We start from the raw sequence: 15,355 nt of genomic DNA, 5'->3' as shown, positions 1-15,355 counted from the left end.
TTTTAAGAAACCCTAAACTTGGCTCAGCAATCGTTGGTTACATCTTTGATTTCTCGCGGAGTAACTTGTGATGCTGATAATCTTGTTGACTATCAGTCTGACTCCACAAGCACCCACACGAATTGCTTGATTCAGTTGTTAAAGAGCGGTTGGTTAAGATCTTTCGTCTCAACCGAGGCGCGCATTCTACAGCAGCCTCATTTGCTGTCAAGTGTTTATTTTCAGAAGTTTTCGAAGATTTCGAAGATTTCTTCAACAACTTCAACCACTTGCGCTTGCGATCTCTCGTAAGCGGGAGGCGTATTCTACAGGGATCGCCATGAACGTCAACCCCTTATCCGCAAAAAAGCTAAAAACCCATTCGCCTATAAAATCAGGATGCCTCGCCGCCTCTTCTATATAAGAAGAAGCGTATAGCCCTGGGGCGTGAATACCCCCTCCCACACAAATGCATCGAACTCCAACCGGAAGAAGCCCGGCCGAGACCTGCGAAAGCGAGGAGCGAGAAAGACTGTTTTTTTAGACCGGCGAATACCGGAAAGGGAAAGCTCAACAGAGATGGTGTCCCAGGGCCGGTTCGAACGGCCAACCTTCCCCTTAGGAGGGGGATGCTCTATCCAATTGAGCTACTGGGACAAATGCCAAATGCTTACCCGGAAGGGCTAGCGACAGACGGCGTGCATCTTAACGGCCGAGGCTGGTTTTGTCATGTCGTCCGTTGGCATTTTGAATGTAGGCCGATCCCTGCGAATGCATTCAAAGCCTCTCGCTGCAGACCAAGGCCTCCAGATGCATCGTGCAAATTGCACTGCGCCAATATGCCATCATTGCAAACTGCAACCTCAAAACCCCACAAATCAAATCTAACTCTTTGTTTTTATTGGCCTAATAGGTTGGCACGACATCTGCAAAGTCATACATACACAACCAATCGTTCCAGGCACCGTGGAGACCATGACTATGAACAGCGCCCTTCTATTAGCACTGAACGCTGTGGCACTGGCCGCGGTGGTGACGCTTCATTTTCAGCCGACCAATACTGAAGACGGCGCGCAAATCAGCCAAGCCATTCCCCACCATCTGCAACAGCGCCCTCAACTCGCACTGATGACTGCCAACCCCCAGCCCCCCATCCGCCTGACCCAAGAAACCCAATCTGCCCCAGCGGCCGAGCATTGGGTTTTCTGAGAAAATATTCATGTCCAAATCTGCCTGGTTATTTCTGTGCCTGACCCTCATGTCCGCCGCACTAGGCCTGGGAGCCACCTCACAACAAGCTCAAACCCTAGCCTTCGTCGCAAGCGCCGTGCTGGGCAGCCTACTGATAATGGCACTCATCAAGGGTCGCCGAATCAAATTCGATCCACTCCTTCGCTAGCCCTCCCCCGCCGCCCTTCGCCCTACCTTATGTCGCCTGACACTCGTAAATAGCCGAACAGCTACTAACCTTAAGCTTGCGGGCAAAAGGCCATATCCCTATAGAAAGGACACCCTTCGACTCAGATTCCGCGCTGGCCTGGACGAAGGTTGCCGAGCTTCGCTGCAGCTGCGGGAAATTTTTCCAACCAGTCCGCAAAAACGCAAATCAGTACTGGCATAAAGCCTGTAGGCGGTTCAATATTTGTCACAGAATTGACGCCAATGAAATGGCAAATCTGAGGCATGATGCGGCCTCTTTGCAATTCGCGTTGAACTTTGGTCGTGAGCCTTGTCTTAACACTCATCTTGCGGCCAATTCCAGAAACCGCTCCCCTGAACTAACCGGTTAAATATATGCGCCCATTGAAACAGGCAATTTATTCCAGCCGTACGGCTGACAAATTCGTCGTACGTCTGCCAGACGGAATGCGGGAACGCATTGCCGAGGTGGCTCGCAATCATCACCGCAGCATGAACTCCGAAATCATCGCACGCCTGGAACAAAGCCTTATTCAGGAAGGTGCCTTGGGTGAAGAGTTGAGCATGCGCCTGGACAGCCCCGAGCTGTCACTGCACGAACGCGAACTGCTGCAGCGTTTTCGTCAACTCTCCCACCGCCAGCAAAATGCTCTCGTCTCGCTGATCGCGCACGACGTGGAGGCGGCCGCAGAAGCCAATTGATTGACACCTGAAAGCCGAAGCCAGCCCTGTGCTGGCTTTTTTTTTGCGTCGAGTTTGGGAATAAGAAGCAAAGCGAGGGCAGGTTTGCCCCCGCGGGAAGGGTCAGAGCAGGAAGATCGTTGCCAGGCCCAAGAAGATGAAGAAACCACCACTGTCAGTCATGGCCGTGATCATCACACTGGCACCCATGGCGGGATCGCGACCTAGACGCGCCAGGGTCATGGGGATCAATACCCCCATCAAGGCCGCCAGCAACAGGTTAAGGGTCATGGCCGCAGTCATGACCACACCTAGGGACCAACTGCCGTAGAGCAAGTAGGCCACCACGCCAATCACGCCCCCCCACACCAATCCGTTTATGAGGCCTACAGCCAGTTCCTTGCGCAACAGCCGTGAGGAATTGGCGGTACTGACCTGGTCCAGCGCCATGGCGCGCACGATCATGGTGATGGTCTGGTTCCCGGAGTTGCCGCCAATGCCCGCCACAATCGGCATCAACGCCGCCAAGGCAACCAGCTTCTCGATGGAGCCTTCAAACAACCCGATCACGCGAGAAGCGATAAACGCGGTAATCAGATTGATAGCCAGCCAAGCCCAGCGGTTATGCAGTGAACGCCAGACCGACGCGAAAATATCTTCCTCTTCACGCAAACCCGCCATGTTGAGGACTTCGGTTTCACTTTCCTCACGGATCAAGTCGACGATTTCATCGATGGTCAGACGACCGATCAACTTGCCGTTCTTATCAACCACCGGAGCCGAGATCAAGTCGTAACGCTCGAATGCCTGGGCCGCGTCGTAGGCATCTTCGTCCGGGTGGAAGCTCACGGTATCGCTGGCCATCAGGTCAGCAACTTTTTTCTCCGGATCATTGACCAGCAGGCGCTTGATCGGCAAAACGCCTTTGAGGATGCCCTCATAGTCGACCACAAACAATTTGTCGGTGTGGCCGGGCAACTCTTTGAGGCGGCGCAGGTAACGCAGCACCACTTCCAGGCTGACGTCTTCGCGGATGGTGACCATCTCGAAGTCCATCAGGGCGCCGACCTGATCCTCGTCGTACGACAGCGCGGAACGCACACGCTCACGCTGCTGCGTGTCGAGCGCTTCCATCAACTCATGGACAACATCACGGGGCAGCTCAGGGGCCAGGTCAGCAAGCTCGTCCGCATCCATCTCCTTGGCGGCAGCCAGGAGTTCGTGGTCATCCATGTCGGCGATGAGCGTCTCACGCACCGAGTCCGATACTTCCAGAAGGATGTCACCGTCGCGATCAGCCTTCACCAACTGCCACAGGGTCAGTCGGTCATCCAACGGCAAGGCTTCAAGAATGTAGGCGACGTCGGCGGAGTGCAGGTCATCGAGCTTGCGTTGCAACTCGACGAGGTTTTGCCGGTGAACCAGGTTTTCGACGCGGTCGTGGTTCGGACCTTCCTGGCGGTGCGTGAGGTCTTCGACCACGCGCTGGCGCTGCAGCAGCTCGATAACTTGAGCCAGACGATCCTGCAGGCTTTCTTGTGTTTTCTTTACTTCTACTTCGGTCATAGGCGAACTCCACTCCCAGCAGCGGGGCACGCCGGAAGGATCAATCAGTCAATTCATGATTGGTAAAACGGGGTACTGAGTAACTACTGGGTAAGTCCATGGAGGTATTCCACAAGCCCCGGCGGGGCTGACGGGCGCATGATACACCGCCCGGACGTTTTAAACGTTAAAAAACTGGAAAGAACAAGCGCTTGCACGCCAAAGCTCAGTATTGGCTGCATCTATGAACTGCGACGACGCAGACGCATGGGAAAACACATGAGGAGGGAGAAAAAGGAGGACGCCGGATAAAGCCTATACAAACCCCAGACGGCAAAAAGCCCGCACTAGGCGGGCTTTTTGTTTGTATGGTGCACTCGACAGGATTCGAACCTGTGACCGCTCGGTTCGTAGCCGAGTACTCTATCCAGCTGAGCTACGAGTGCAGATTGTGTTTTTAGACCAGATCACAACTGGTTGAAGCCAAGCTACCTGCATCGCTGCAACTAACTCTTAAATGGTGCACTCGACAGGATTCGAACCTGTGACCGCTCGGTTCGTAGCCGAGTACTCTATCCAGCTGAGCTACGAGTGCATTTGTTGCCGCGCATTATAGGCCGTTCAATCTCTATGTAAAGCTATTTTTTCGAGTATTTTCAACAACTTACCGAAAAAACCAGATTGCAACGTACTAAGCAAATAATGGCGGAGAACGGGGGATTCGAACCCCCGACACCCTTTTGAGGTGTACTCCCTTAGCAGGGGAGCGCCTTCGGCCACTCGGCCAGCTCTCCGCAACACGGGGCGTATATTAACCACGTTCCTCCCCGTTTGCAAACATAAAAAACGATAAAAATTAAAGGCTTGGTTCTTCGTCCTTCTCTTTCTTGATCCGCAGGTAGATTTCCTCGCGGTGGACCGCCACCTCTTTCGGAGCGTTAACCCCAATACGTACTTGATTGCCTTTGACGCCGAGCACGGTCACAGTGATTTCGCCATCACCGATAATCAGGCTTTCTGCGCAACGACGAGTCAGAATCAGCATACCTTTCACCTCACGCATTTCAGTTCAGGAACAACAGTCTGCAAAAAAAAAGCATTCGACCTACAACCAAAAGGTCGTAGCCCTACTCGCTAAGTATTGTCGAGCCCATGCAAAAGACCATGTACCCCACAAAAAAATGAAAGGCGCGGTAAACCGCGCCTTCCTGGCAATGCATCACTCGCCCTGTCGGGCCGGCGCATCCAACTCAAAAGCCGTATGCAGCGCGCGTACAGCCAGCTCCAGGTACTTCTCTTCGAGGACGACCGAGACTTTGATTTCCGAGGTGGAAATCATCTGGATGTTGATACCTTCTTTGGCAAGAGCCCCGAACATACGGCTGGCAACGCCAGCATGGGAACGCATGCCCACCCCGACGATCGACACCTTTGCAATCTTGGTATCGCCGACCACTTCACGCGCGCCAATCTCGCTCGCAGTGTTCTGCAGGATTTTCAATGCTGCATCGTATTCATTGCGATGCACGGTGAAGGTGAAATCGGTGGTGTTGTCGTGCGAAACGTTCTGCACGATCATGTCGACTTCAACATTCGCATCGCTGACAGGCCCCAGAATCTTGAAAGCCACGCCTGGGGTGTCTGGCACGCCACGGATCGTCAGCTTGGCTTCATCGCGATTGAAAGCGATGCCGGAAATGATCGGCTGTTCCATGGATTCCTCTTCATCAATAGTAATGAGGGTGCCCGGACCCTCCTTGAAGCTGTGCAATACGCGCAGCGGAACGTTGTACTTGCCGGCGAACTCCACCGCACGAATCTGCAACACCTTGGAACCAAGGCTGGCCATTTCCAGCATTTCTTCAAAGGTGATCTTGTCCAGCCGTTGGGCCACTGGCACGACGCGTGGGTCAGTGGTGTAGACGCCATCCACATCGGTATAGATCTGGCATTCGTCAGCCTTGAGCGCTGCCGCCAGGGCCACACCGGTGGTGTCCGAACCGCCACGACCCAGCGTGGTGATGTTGCCGTGCTCATCCACGCCCTGGAAACCCGCTACAACTACCACACGGCCTGCTTTCAGATCAGTGCGAATTTTCTGATCATCAATCTGCAGGATCCTCGCCTTGGTATGTGCGCTGTCTGTAAGAATGCGCACCTGACTACCAGTGTAGGACACCGCTGGCACGCCACGCTTGTTCAGCGCCATGGCCAACAGCGCAATGGTTACCTGCTCGCCCGTGGAGACAATCACATCCAGCTCGCGCGGCAGCGGCTGTTGATCACCGCTGATGGCCTTGGCCAGATCGATCAGGCGATTGGTCTCGCCACTCATGGCCGACAGCACCACTACCAGATCATCGCCAGCATCGCGGAACTTCTTAACCTTGTCGGCGACCTGCTCGATTCTTTCGACAGAACCGACCGAGGTGCCTCCAAATTTCTGTACGATCAAAGCCATTTCCAAGCCGCCTCAGCCCGTAAAGGGGCGCCTAATTTCCAATCCACCCGCACTGAACAAGCCCGTGACTAGACCACGGGCCGGTTAACAGTGCTTTAAATACCTGCCTCGACAAATGGCACGGTCAAGGCCAGCGCCGCGTCCAGAGCTGCGGCATCGACACCACCGCCTTGCGCCATGTCCGGACGACCACCGCCCTTGCCGCCCACTGTCGCAGCGGCTTGCTTCATCAAATCACCGGCTTTGAGTTGGCCAGTCAGGTCCTTGGTTACACCAGCAACCAGAACGACCTTATCCTCATGGACACTGCCGAGCAGGATCACTGCGCGGCCGAGCTTGTTCTTCAACTGATCGACCAAGGCCAACAGCGCCTTGCCATCCTGGCCGTCCAGGCGCGCAGCCAGGACTTTTACGTCCTTGACGTCAACCGCCGCGGCCGACAGGTCATCGCCCGCAGCGCTCGCCGCCTTGGCCTGCAACTGCTCCAGCTGTTTCTCAAGCGCACGGTTGCGCTCCAGCACGGCGGACAGCTTGTCGATCAGGTTGTCGCGGCTGCCCTTGACCAGGCCGGCCGCTTCCTTGAGTTGTTCTTCGGCCGCATTGAGGTAAGCCAGGGCCGCAGCACCGGTTACCGCTTCAATACGACGTACGCCCGAGGCCACACCACCTTCGCTGATGATCTTCAGCAGGCCGATATCGCCGGTGCGGTTGGCGTGGATGCCACCACAGAGTTCTACCGAGAAGCTGCCGCCCATGCTCAGTACGCGGACTTCGTCGCCGTACTTCTCGCCAAACAGCGCCATGGCGCCTTTATTCCTGGCGGTCTCGATATCGGTTTCTTCGGTTTCAACCGGGGTATTCTTGCGAATCTCGGCGTTGACGATGTCTTCTAGGGCCTTGATCTGCTCAGGCTTGATCGCTTCAAAGTGGCTGAAGTCAAAACGCAGGCGCTGGCTGTCCACCAACGAACCTTTTTGCTGCACGTGCTCGCCCAGTACCTGGCGCAGCGCGGCGTGCAGCAAGTGCGTGGCCGAGTGGTTCAACGCCGTGGCATGCCTTACATCGGCATCGACCTGGGTGTCTACCGGTGCGCCCACAGTCAAGTTGCCCAGCACCAGCACACCGTGATGCAGGAACGCACCGCCGGTCTTGGTGGTGTCGCGCACGTCAAAACGACCGGATGTCGAGCTCAGGAAACCGCAATCGCCAATCTGGCCACCCGACTCGGCATAGAACGGCGTCTGGTCCAGCACCACAACCGCCTCTTCACCTTCGCTCAACACGTCGACCGACTTGCCGTCTTTATAGATGGCGACGATCTTGGCCGAGCCCGCAGTGGCTTTGTAGCCGGTGAACTCGGTCGGCACGTCAACCTTGACCAGGGTGTTGTAGTCCAGGCCAAAGGAGCTGGCCGAACGTGCGCGCACGCGCTGGGCTTCCATCTCACGCTCGAAACCGGCTTCGTCGACGGTCAACTCACGCTCGCGGGCGATGTCGGCAGTCAGGTCCATCGGGAAACCATAGGTGTCGTACAACTTGAACACCACATCACCCGGCACCACGGTGCCTTTGAGCTCAGCCAGGTCCTGTTCCAGAATCTTCAGGCCATGCTCCAGGGTCTTGGAGAATTGCTCCTCTTCAGCCTTGAGCACCCGCTCGATGTTGCTTTGCTGTTGCTTGAGTTCCGGGAAGGCATCGCCCATCTCGGCAACCAGCGCGGCCACGATCTTGTAGAAGAAGCTGCCGGTAGCGCCCAGCTTGTTACCGTGGCGGCACGCGCGACGGATGATGCGACGCAGCACGTAGCCACGGCCTTCGTTGGACGGCAGCACGCCGTCGGCGATAAGAAAACCGCAGGAACGGATGTGGTCCGACACCACCTTGAGCGAAGACTGGCCTTCATTGGCGCAGCCAATGGCCGCCGCCGAGGCGCTCAGCAGGTTGGTGAACAGGTCGATTTCGTAGTTGGAGTGAACGTGCTGCATCACCGCACTGATCCGCTCCAGGCCCATGCCGGTGTCCACCGACGGTGCCGGCAGCGGATGCAACACGCCATCGGCGGTGCGGTTGAACTGCATGAACACGTTGTTCCAGATCTCGATGTAACGGTCGCCGTCTTCTTCCGGCGAGCCTGGCGGGCCACCCCAGATATCGTCGCCGTGATCGTAGAAAATCTCGGTGCACGGGCCGCACGGGCCGGTATCACCCATGGTCCAGAAGTTATCGGACGCATAGGGCGCGCCTTTGTTGTCACCGATACGGATCATGCGCTCGGCAGGTACACCGATTTCCTGGGTCCAGATGTCATACGCTTCATCGTCCGTCGCGTACACGGTGACCCAGAGCTTTTCCTTGGGCAGCTTCAGCACGCCGGTGAGGAAGGTCCAGGCGAACGTGATCGCGTCTTTCTTGAAATAGTCGCCGAAGCTGAAGTTACCCAGCATCTCGAAAAAGGTGTGGTGACGAGCGGTGTAGCCGACGTTTTCCAGGTCACTGTTCTTGCCGCCGGCGCGTACGCACTTCTGGCTGCTGGTAGCGCGGGTGTAGGCGCGCTTTTCCTGGCCCAGGAAGCAGTCCTTGAACTGGTTCATCCCCGCGTTAGTGAACAGCAGGGTTGGGTCATTGCCTGGGATCAAGGAGCTGGAGGCTACACGGGTGTGACCTTGCTCTTCGAAGAAGCGAAGGAAGGCTTCACGGATTTCTGCGCTTTTCATTAGGTTCTTCCACGGAGGCTGCGGCCAAAGGCCAGTGCGCAACATCATCAGACGGAGCGACGGCAAAGGGCCGCATTATATCGGCCCTTTGCCGGTGGTACAGCGTGTTTATGTGATAGAAACAGTCAATTAGACGGCCTGCACTGTCATTTCTGCGAAAACGCGACGAATGTCTGCAGCACTTGCTCGATCTGCGCCCGGCTGACGTCCAGATGGGTGACCATGCGCAGGCGCGGCGCGGCACTCAACTTGACCCCACGCTCGGCCGCAAAGGCCTTCAGCGCCTGCGCCTGATCGCCTACCTGCACATACACCATATTGGTCTGCACCGGCTCGACGCTGTAGCCGGCCTTGCGTAACTCATCGCCCAGCCATTGCGCGTTGGCATGGTCGTCAGCCAGGCGCTGCACCTGATGATCCAGAGCATACAACCCCGCCGCCGCCAGTGAGCCGGCCTGGCGCATGCCGCCGCCGACCATCTTGCGCAAGCGCCGAGCCTTGGCGATCAGCGCCGCCGAGCCACACAGCACCGAACCGACCGGCGCGCCGAGGCCCTTGGACAGGCACACCGACACCGAATCGAAGTGCTGGGCGATTTCTCTCGCATCCACCCCCAGCTTGACTGCTGCGTTGTAAAGGCGGGCGCCATCCAGGTGCAGGGCCAAGCCGTGCTCGTGGGTAAATGCACGGGCCTTGGCCAGATAATCCAGCGGCAGCACTTTGCCCTGCATGGTGTTTTCCAGCGCCAGCAGGCGCGTGCGCGCGAAGTGGAAGTCGTCGGGCTTGATGGCTGCAAGCACCTGGTTCAGATCAAGGGAGCCATCAGCTTGAACCTCCAGAGGCTGCGGCTGGATCGACCCCAGCACCGCCGCACCGCCACCTTCGTATTTGTAGGTGTGGGCCTGCTGGCCGACGATGTATTCCTCGCCGCGCTCACAGTGAGCCATCAACGCCAGGAGGTTGCTCATGGTGCCGGTGGGTACGAACAGCGCCGCGGCAAAGCCCAGGCGCTTGGCCAACTCGGCCTCCAAGCGGTTAACGCTGGGGTCTTCACCATAAACATCATCGCCGCTGACGGCGCTGGCCATTGCGTCGAGCATGCCGGGGGTAGGTTGGGTCACGGTGTCGCTGCGCAGGTCGATCACGGTCATGAAGGGGGCCTCTAACGGAGTGGATAAGTCCTTTTGTGTGTGATTACTGCGGGCAAAGCCACGGAATATCAAGCCCCTATTGCATTCATTCGAATACCAACCAATCAAACCGATATAAGTTATCGAGACGGCAGCCGTGCAGTTTTCGAAAAACCATGTTAAAAACTCTCCGCCGCCAGGGTTCTGGCGGCAACGTTCTCAGGGCGGGGTGCAATTCCCCACCGGCGGTAATTGCACGCAATGTGCATAGCCCGCGAGCGCTTGGCGCCTTGAACTGCTCAGGCAGGACGGCGACAAGGTCAGCAGACCCGGTGTGATCCCGGGGCCGACGGTCATAGTCCGGATGAAGAGAGAACGGGATTGGCACCTAAGGGCCGCGCGCCTGTTTGCGCATGCGTACCCTTAAATCCCATTCGATTCATAACGCCCTGTTTTTTTCTTAAACAGGAGTCAGAACATGCAACCCACCGCAATCGACAGCAAAAGCAAAAACCATCACGGCGAGCGCGTCGCGTTTATCCAGGCCTGCTGGCACAAGGATATTGTCGACCAATCGCGCAAAGGCTTCCTCGCCGAAATGATCGCCCAGGGTTATCAGGAATCGGACATCGACTTCTTCGAAGTCGGCGGCGCCTTTGAAATGCCCCTACACGCCAAGTTGCTGGCCAAGACCGGCCGTTACGCGGGGATCGTCGCTGCCGCGCTGGTGGTGGACGGTGGCATCTACCGTCACGAATTCGTCGCGCAATCGGTGGTCAGCGGCCTGATGCAGGTGCAGTTGGAAACTGAAGTGCCGGTGTTCTCGGTGTCCCTGACGCCGCACCACTTCCATGCCGGCAGCGAGCACACCACGTTCTTCTATGAGCACTTCGTGCACAAGGGTCAGGAAGCTGCGCGTACCTGCGCCGATACCCTGCACAAAGTGCGGGCGATCTATCAAAGCGAGCCGCAAAAGCGCGTTAGCTGATTGCATCCGAGCCCTGTCCAGCCGAGTTTCCTTGGATCGACAGGGCATATATATAAGTAAAACCAGTGATTGATGTACCGACGATGTAATGGTTTTGAGGTTTACCTCAAAAGAGTTCCCATCATCAACGGAGTCAGCATGTCTGAGATTACCCTTCCAAGCGCTCCGCGCGCTCCCGATAACGTCTGGATGATTGACGGACGAATCAGCGACCCCATCAACCGCACCAAAAACCTCCAAAGGGGCCCGCACGCCCAACTGCCGTTAGCGTTCATCACGCTGCATGCCGATAATACCGTGCTTGTCGAGCGCGAATTGGCCGATGAACTGCACGATTACCTTGTGTTCACAACCACCGATAAAGCCGACCGAATCTGCGTCGACCTCCCCGCGCAAGGCGAAGGTGAAGGCCTCAGCGTCATAGTCAATACGCAACGTTTCCATGTCACCCTGAACGGGCTCAATCAGTTCGTGGTGTTCCGGACACAGGGCGGTGATGACCTAATTAATGTTGCCGACGATGTCACCCACCCCATCCTGATCGACGCCGGTGAAGGCAGTGATCGCATCTGGGCCGGAGGCGGCTACTCGCGCATTTTCGCCGGCCCCGGCGAAGATATGATCCTGACTCGGCGAGGCGCCTGCTATATCGAGGCAGGTGATGGAAACGACAAGGTTGTTGCCCTCGCCGACGGTGACATGACGGTCTACTCCGGCGCGGGGGACGATACCGTCATTGGCGCCCAAGGGCAGGCCTTTATCAATGGCGGAGAGGGCCATGATCATCTGACAGGGGGAGGCAAGCACAACATCCTGGTGGGTGGGCCAGGCGATGATATTTTACAGGCAGGCCCGCACAGCAATGTGATGTATGCCGGACACGGCATGGATCTGGCACTTCAGCTCAAGCCGAGGGACATAGTCTTCAAAGACTCCAACACCATCCTTGTTGCTGCGCAGCAGTTCAGCGTGCCCGCTTCCACATCAGGGAACAGCTCGCCAATAGATGTCCAGCAAGCGCGGGTGACCGATATCAATTACTACCCTCTGATCCACAGCGGCGTTCGAGTAGTCGGTAGCCTCCAGTTTCAACAACGAGTAAACGATGACCTCTCGCTGCTGGCCCAATCGCCGAACGGGCAACAATTGCTGCAAGCGCTGTACGCCGCGCAATTGATAGGCGGCACCCCAATCAATATCTATGAGTTGCAAGATGAGAGCAACGGGCTGTTTGCGCCGAGCAACGAATCGGAACCCAGGTCATTCATTGAGAATAATCAACGGGGCATACCGGCCTACGGTGGTTCGATCTACTACAATCCGACGTTCATCGGCAATCGAATGACCAACATACCGTTGCTTTATCACGAGCTGTGCCATGCGTACAACGCGGTCACCGGAACCACCCTGCCAGGATACAGCGAGGACGGTGTCGACGGCGACAAGGCCCGTCCGCTCATCCGCAACAGCGAACTGCAGGCGGTGGGCCTGCCTACAGACGCCCCCCCTTTCGACTTCGACAACGACCCGTCGACTCCACCCGCCAATTCCAACCCGGTGTCATTCAGTGAGAATGGTATCCGCGAAGAACTGAACATGCCGCCGCGCAAACAGTATTCCTTTAACCCTGTTTAAGCTCCGCGGCGTCTTCTGAGGTCGGCACAATTAATATCCCCGCCCGTAGGCCATTCTTGACCTTCGGGTTGGGGAAAATGATATGCGCGCCCTCCTCCTCGATCACCCAACGGGTCTTGGCCACGTCTTCGGCCAACAGGTAGCCCTTGGCCAACGGCGAGAAGTTTTCCACATCCGCCGGCAGGTGCAACAGGAACGCGTCGCTGTGCTTGATCACTTCACGGGACACGGCAAACAGCTGCAGGCCGTCCAGGCTCTCGGTCACAGGCTCGGTGCCCTCGATGATCTGCGTGAGGCGAGCCTCCAGGAGACGCACGTCTACACCCTCGTTGTGCCCGAATGGTCGCGCCTTGCCCAATTCAAGGGTGAAGGCCTCGGCGCCCAACTGTTCATAGGTAAACGCGGTGAAGGTGATCGAGGTTTTATTCTGCAGCAACACCGCTTGTATACCGGCAGCGCGCAGGCGTGCCAGCTCGTGGCGCGAATGCTGGCGCCCTTCCTTCCAGGGATACAGCGCGAATTGTTCGATCTTCGAGCCACGAATCGCGGTGTGCAGGTCGTAATGCAGGCGCGAGCGGCCAGGCAGGCTGAAAAAGCTGCGGGCCAATTGCTCAAGCTCGGCGGCGCGCATGGCTTCGGGGCCAATGTTTTGTTCATGACGGCCATTGAACAGCCGGTTGACGTCCAGCTCGAGGTAACGCTCACCGCGGCGCATGGCCTCGGTATTACCGAACAGGAACAGAATACGGGTGCGGGGTTTGATCTCCCCGCGGGCAATGCCATGCAACAGGCGGTCGAGCAATTCGATCGGCGCGGTTTCGTTGCCATGGATGCCGGACGACAACAGCAAGTCGCTGCCGTTGTCCAGAGCTTCAGGAGGACGCACTTCAAGCGCGCCTTCGCTGAGCCAGCGCATCTGCACGCCGTCGACAGTCAGTTGAATTTTTTGCGCCGGTTCACGACCGGCGAGGGTCAGTTCAAGCAGTTTGCCGAGGGCGAGCATAAGCAGCTTCCTTAGTGGTTGCAGCCTGGGCCATGGACGTGATCGTCGTCGTCACCTTCAACGTCGGCCGGTTCCATTTCCAGCTGCAGGCTCATCAGGTTGGTGGCCAATGGGCGCATCAGCAGGTTGGCGTACTCGGCATCGCCCTCCTCTACGTCTACGCCAATCAGCAGTTGGCCGCGGCCATCGTGCTGGATCCAGATCTCCTTGCCCTGCCAGACCACGGCGACGCGGGTGCAGGAGGTTTCCAGCTGGGTGCCGTCGGTGTCTTCAAGGATGAGTTTCAGGGTGTCGGTCATAAATAAAATATCTCAGCCGTGTGGCATTAATTGATCTGGAAAGGATAAACCGAGCCCAGTTTAAGGATTTGCGTCAGTTCATCCAGTGCCGTCCGGCACTCAAGCAGCAACTGCGGGTCAGCCAGGTCGGTTTCGCGCAGGCTGTCACGGTAGTGCTTGCCCACCCATTGGGTCAGGGTTTCGTACAACGGCGCAGTCATGATAACCCCTGGGTTCACGGCCGCCAGCTCGGTTTCGTTCAACGCCACACGCAGGCGCAGGCACGCCGGCCCACCGCCATTCTGCATGCTTTGCTTGAGGTCGAAGACCTTGACCTCGCGAATCAGCCCGCCGGAAGCGGTCAGGCCTTGCAAGTACTGCCACACGCGCTCATTGGCGCGGCACTCTTCCGGCACGATCAGCAGCATCGAACCGTCAGGACGAGTCAGCAACTGGCTGTTGAACAGGTAGGAACGCACCGCGTCCTCGACACTGACCAACGCGCGAGGCACACACACCGACTGGAAGTTGCCGCCCAGCTTGCTCAACTTGCCGTGCAGCTCGGCAAGCATCTGTTCGGTATTGAGGAACGCATCCTCGTGATAGAACAGCACCTCGCCGTTGCCCACCGCGATCACATCGTTGTGGAACACACCCGCGTCGATCACCGCCGGGTTCTGCTGGGCGTAGACCACACCGTCATCCTTCAAGCCATGCAGGCGCGCAACGGCCTGGGAGGCTTCGAGGGTCTGGCGCGCCGGGTACTTCTGCGGGGCCGGGTAACGGGGGTCGAAAGCACTACGGCCGAAGACGAAAAACTCCACGCCCGCCTCGCCGTACTCACGACAGAAACGCGTGTGGTTGGCCGCGCCTTCATCGCCAAACTGCGCCACGGCCGGCAAGGCGGCGTGGTGAGCGAAATGCTTGCCATCGGCGAACATCGCCCCCAGCACGCGACTGGTGGTGGGGTGCTCGATACTGCGGTGGTATTTGCAATTGAGGTTGGCAGCGGTGAAATGCACACGGCCGTCTGCGGTGTCGGCACTTGGGCTGACGGTGGCGGCGTTGGCTACCCACATGCTGGATGCCGAGCAGCTCGCTACCAGCAAAGGCATGGCCTGCCTGGCAGCCTGCTCGATCACCTGAGCGTCGGTGCCGCTGAAACCCAAGCTGCGCAAGGCGGCTACATCCGGGCGCTCCTGGGGCGCCAATACACCTTGCACAAAGCCCATGTCCATCAGGGCTTTCATTTTCTGCAGGCCCTGCAACGCCGCTTCCTTCGGGTTGGAAGACTGCTGGCTGTTGCTTTGGGACGCGACGTTGCCGAAGGACAAACCGCCGTAGTTATGGGTCGGCCCCACTAGACCGTCAAAATTGACTTCACAGGATTTCATCGGCGAGGCTCCACGAACATCTGTTTTTATAGGCATCAAATCACTTGAATACACCACAGATCCATTGTGGGAGCGGGCTTGCTCGCGAAAGCGGTGGTTCAGTCACTTCAAATATTGAATGAAACACC

At 57.4% G+C, this 15,355-nt stretch carries 13 protein-coding genes, 4 tRNA genes and 1 riboswitch; of the genes, 5 read left to right on the top strand and 12 right to left on the bottom strand.

Annotated features, from left to right (window positions below):
- Positions 1 to 559: 559 nt before the first annotated feature.
- Positions 560 to 636: transfer RNA gene (locus tag BT204_RS26665), tRNA-Arg, on the bottom strand.
- A 324-nt stretch (positions 637 to 960) separates the two neighbouring features.
- On the opposite strand from BT204_RS26665, the gene BT204_RS26660 reads away from it, so the two are divergent.
- From BT204_RS26660 to BT204_RS26650, 3 genes are all read left to right on the top strand, one after another.
- The gene (locus tag BT204_RS26660) at positions 961 to 1,188 is read left to right on the top strand and encodes a hypothetical protein (protein WP_072448860.1); all 228 of its coding nucleotides are present in this window, start codon (positions 961 to 963) and stop codon (positions 1,186 to 1,188) included.
- Positions 1,189 to 1,198: 10 nt separating this feature from the next.
- The gene (locus BT204_RS28250; protein ID WP_072448858.1) at positions 1,199 to 1,378 is read left to right on the top strand and encodes a PA3371 family protein; all 180 of its coding nucleotides are present in this window, start codon (positions 1,199 to 1,201) and stop codon (positions 1,376 to 1,378) included.
- Positions 1,379 to 1,773: 395 nt separating this feature from the next.
- The gene (locus BT204_RS26650) at positions 1,774 to 2,100 is read left to right on the top strand and encodes an Arc family DNA-binding protein (RefSeq protein ID WP_003193592.1); all 327 of its coding nucleotides are present in this window, start codon (positions 1,774 to 1,776) and stop codon (positions 2,098 to 2,100) included.
- A gap of 102 nt (positions 2,101 to 2,202) precedes the next feature.
- Here BT204_RS26650 and mgtE read toward each other — a convergent pair whose 3' ends face one another.
- The 8 genes from mgtE to ltaE form a co-directional block, all read right to left on the bottom strand.
- On the bottom strand, positions 2,203 to 3,645 hold the full coding sequence (mgtE, locus tag BT204_RS26645) for a magnesium transporter (protein WP_003193593.1): 1,443 nt from the start codon (positions 3,643 to 3,645) through the stop codon (positions 2,203 to 2,205).
- A gap of 348 nt (positions 3,646 to 3,993) precedes the next feature.
- Positions 3,994 to 4,070, bottom strand: a tRNA-Arg gene (locus BT204_RS26640).
- Positions 4,071 to 4,142: 72 nt separating this feature from the next.
- Positions 4,143 to 4,219 (bottom strand) — tRNA-Arg (locus BT204_RS26635).
- Positions 4,220 to 4,327: 108 nt separating this feature from the next.
- A tRNA-Ser gene (locus tag BT204_RS26630) sits at positions 4,328 to 4,418 on the bottom strand.
- 62 nt (positions 4,419 to 4,480) lie between these two features.
- A complete protein-coding gene (csrA, locus tag BT204_RS26625; RefSeq protein ID WP_003175645.1) occupies positions 4,481 to 4,669 on the bottom strand; it encodes a carbon storage regulator CsrA in 189 nt (62 codons plus the stop codon).
- A gap of 174 nt (positions 4,670 to 4,843) precedes the next feature.
- Positions 4,844 to 6,085, bottom strand: coding sequence for an aspartate kinase (locus tag BT204_RS26620; RefSeq protein ID WP_003193595.1), 1,242 nt, complete (start codon positions 6,083 to 6,085; stop codon positions 4,844 to 4,846).
- 95 nt (positions 6,086 to 6,180) lie between these two features.
- Positions 6,181 to 8,799 (bottom strand): alanine--tRNA ligase, encoded by a 2,619-nt coding sequence (alaS, locus tag BT204_RS26615; protein WP_014719590.1) that lies wholly within the window; start codon positions 8,797 to 8,799, stop codon positions 6,181 to 6,183.
- A gap of 146 nt (positions 8,800 to 8,945) precedes the next feature.
- The gene (gene ltaE, locus BT204_RS26610; protein ID WP_034128464.1) at positions 8,946 to 9,950 is read right to left on the bottom strand and encodes a low-specificity L-threonine aldolase; all 1,005 of its coding nucleotides are present in this window, start codon (positions 9,948 to 9,950) and stop codon (positions 8,946 to 8,948) included.
- Between the two features lie 190 nt (positions 9,951 to 10,140).
- Positions 10,141 to 10,310: riboswitch (FMN riboswitch) on the top strand.
- Between the two features lie 97 nt (positions 10,311 to 10,407).
- Between ltaE and BT204_RS26605 the strand changes: the two genes are divergently transcribed.
- A complete protein-coding gene (locus tag BT204_RS26605; RefSeq protein WP_054922336.1) occupies positions 10,408 to 10,917 on the top strand; it encodes a 6,7-dimethyl-8-ribityllumazine synthase in 510 nt (169 codons plus the stop codon).
- Positions 10,918 to 11,055: 138 nt separating this feature from the next.
- Positions 11,056 to 12,552: a M91 family zinc metallopeptidase gene (locus tag BT204_RS26600; RefSeq protein ID WP_175550993.1), complete on the top strand. Its 1,497-nt coding sequence runs from the start codon at positions 11,056 to 11,058 to the stop codon at positions 12,550 to 12,552.
- Here the strand turns inward: BT204_RS26600 and astE are convergent.
- Genes astE through astB form a run of 3 tightly spaced genes read right to left on the bottom strand, consistent with a single transcriptional unit; the run spans position 12,539 to position 15,227 of the window.
- Positions 12,539 to 13,555: a succinylglutamate desuccinylase gene (gene astE / locus BT204_RS26595; RefSeq protein WP_054922329.1), complete on the bottom strand. Its 1,017-nt coding sequence runs from the start codon at positions 13,553 to 13,555 to the stop codon at positions 12,539 to 12,541. The two genes, BT204_RS26600 and astE, sit on opposite strands and share 14 nt — an antisense overlap.
- 11 nt (positions 13,556 to 13,566) lie before the next feature.
- Positions 13,567 to 13,854, bottom strand: a complete 288-nt coding sequence (locus BT204_RS26590) for a hypothetical protein (RefSeq protein ID WP_003175651.1) — start codon at positions 13,852 to 13,854, stop codon at positions 13,567 to 13,569.
- Between the two features lie 26 nt (positions 13,855 to 13,880).
- Positions 13,881 to 15,227, bottom strand: a complete 1,347-nt coding sequence (gene astB / locus BT204_RS26585) for an N-succinylarginine dihydrolase (RefSeq protein WP_054922324.1) — start codon at positions 15,225 to 15,227, stop codon at positions 13,881 to 13,883.
- Between the last annotated feature and the right edge of the window lie 128 nt (positions 15,228 to 15,355).

Origin of the sequence: Pseudomonas sp. NFPP02 (assembly GCF_900119355.1) — a bacterium.
Classification (GTDB): domain Bacteria; phylum Pseudomonadota; class Gammaproteobacteria; order Pseudomonadales; family Pseudomonadaceae; genus Aquipseudomonas; species Aquipseudomonas paracarnis.
This window is presented reverse-complemented; position numbering and strand designations above follow the sequence as displayed.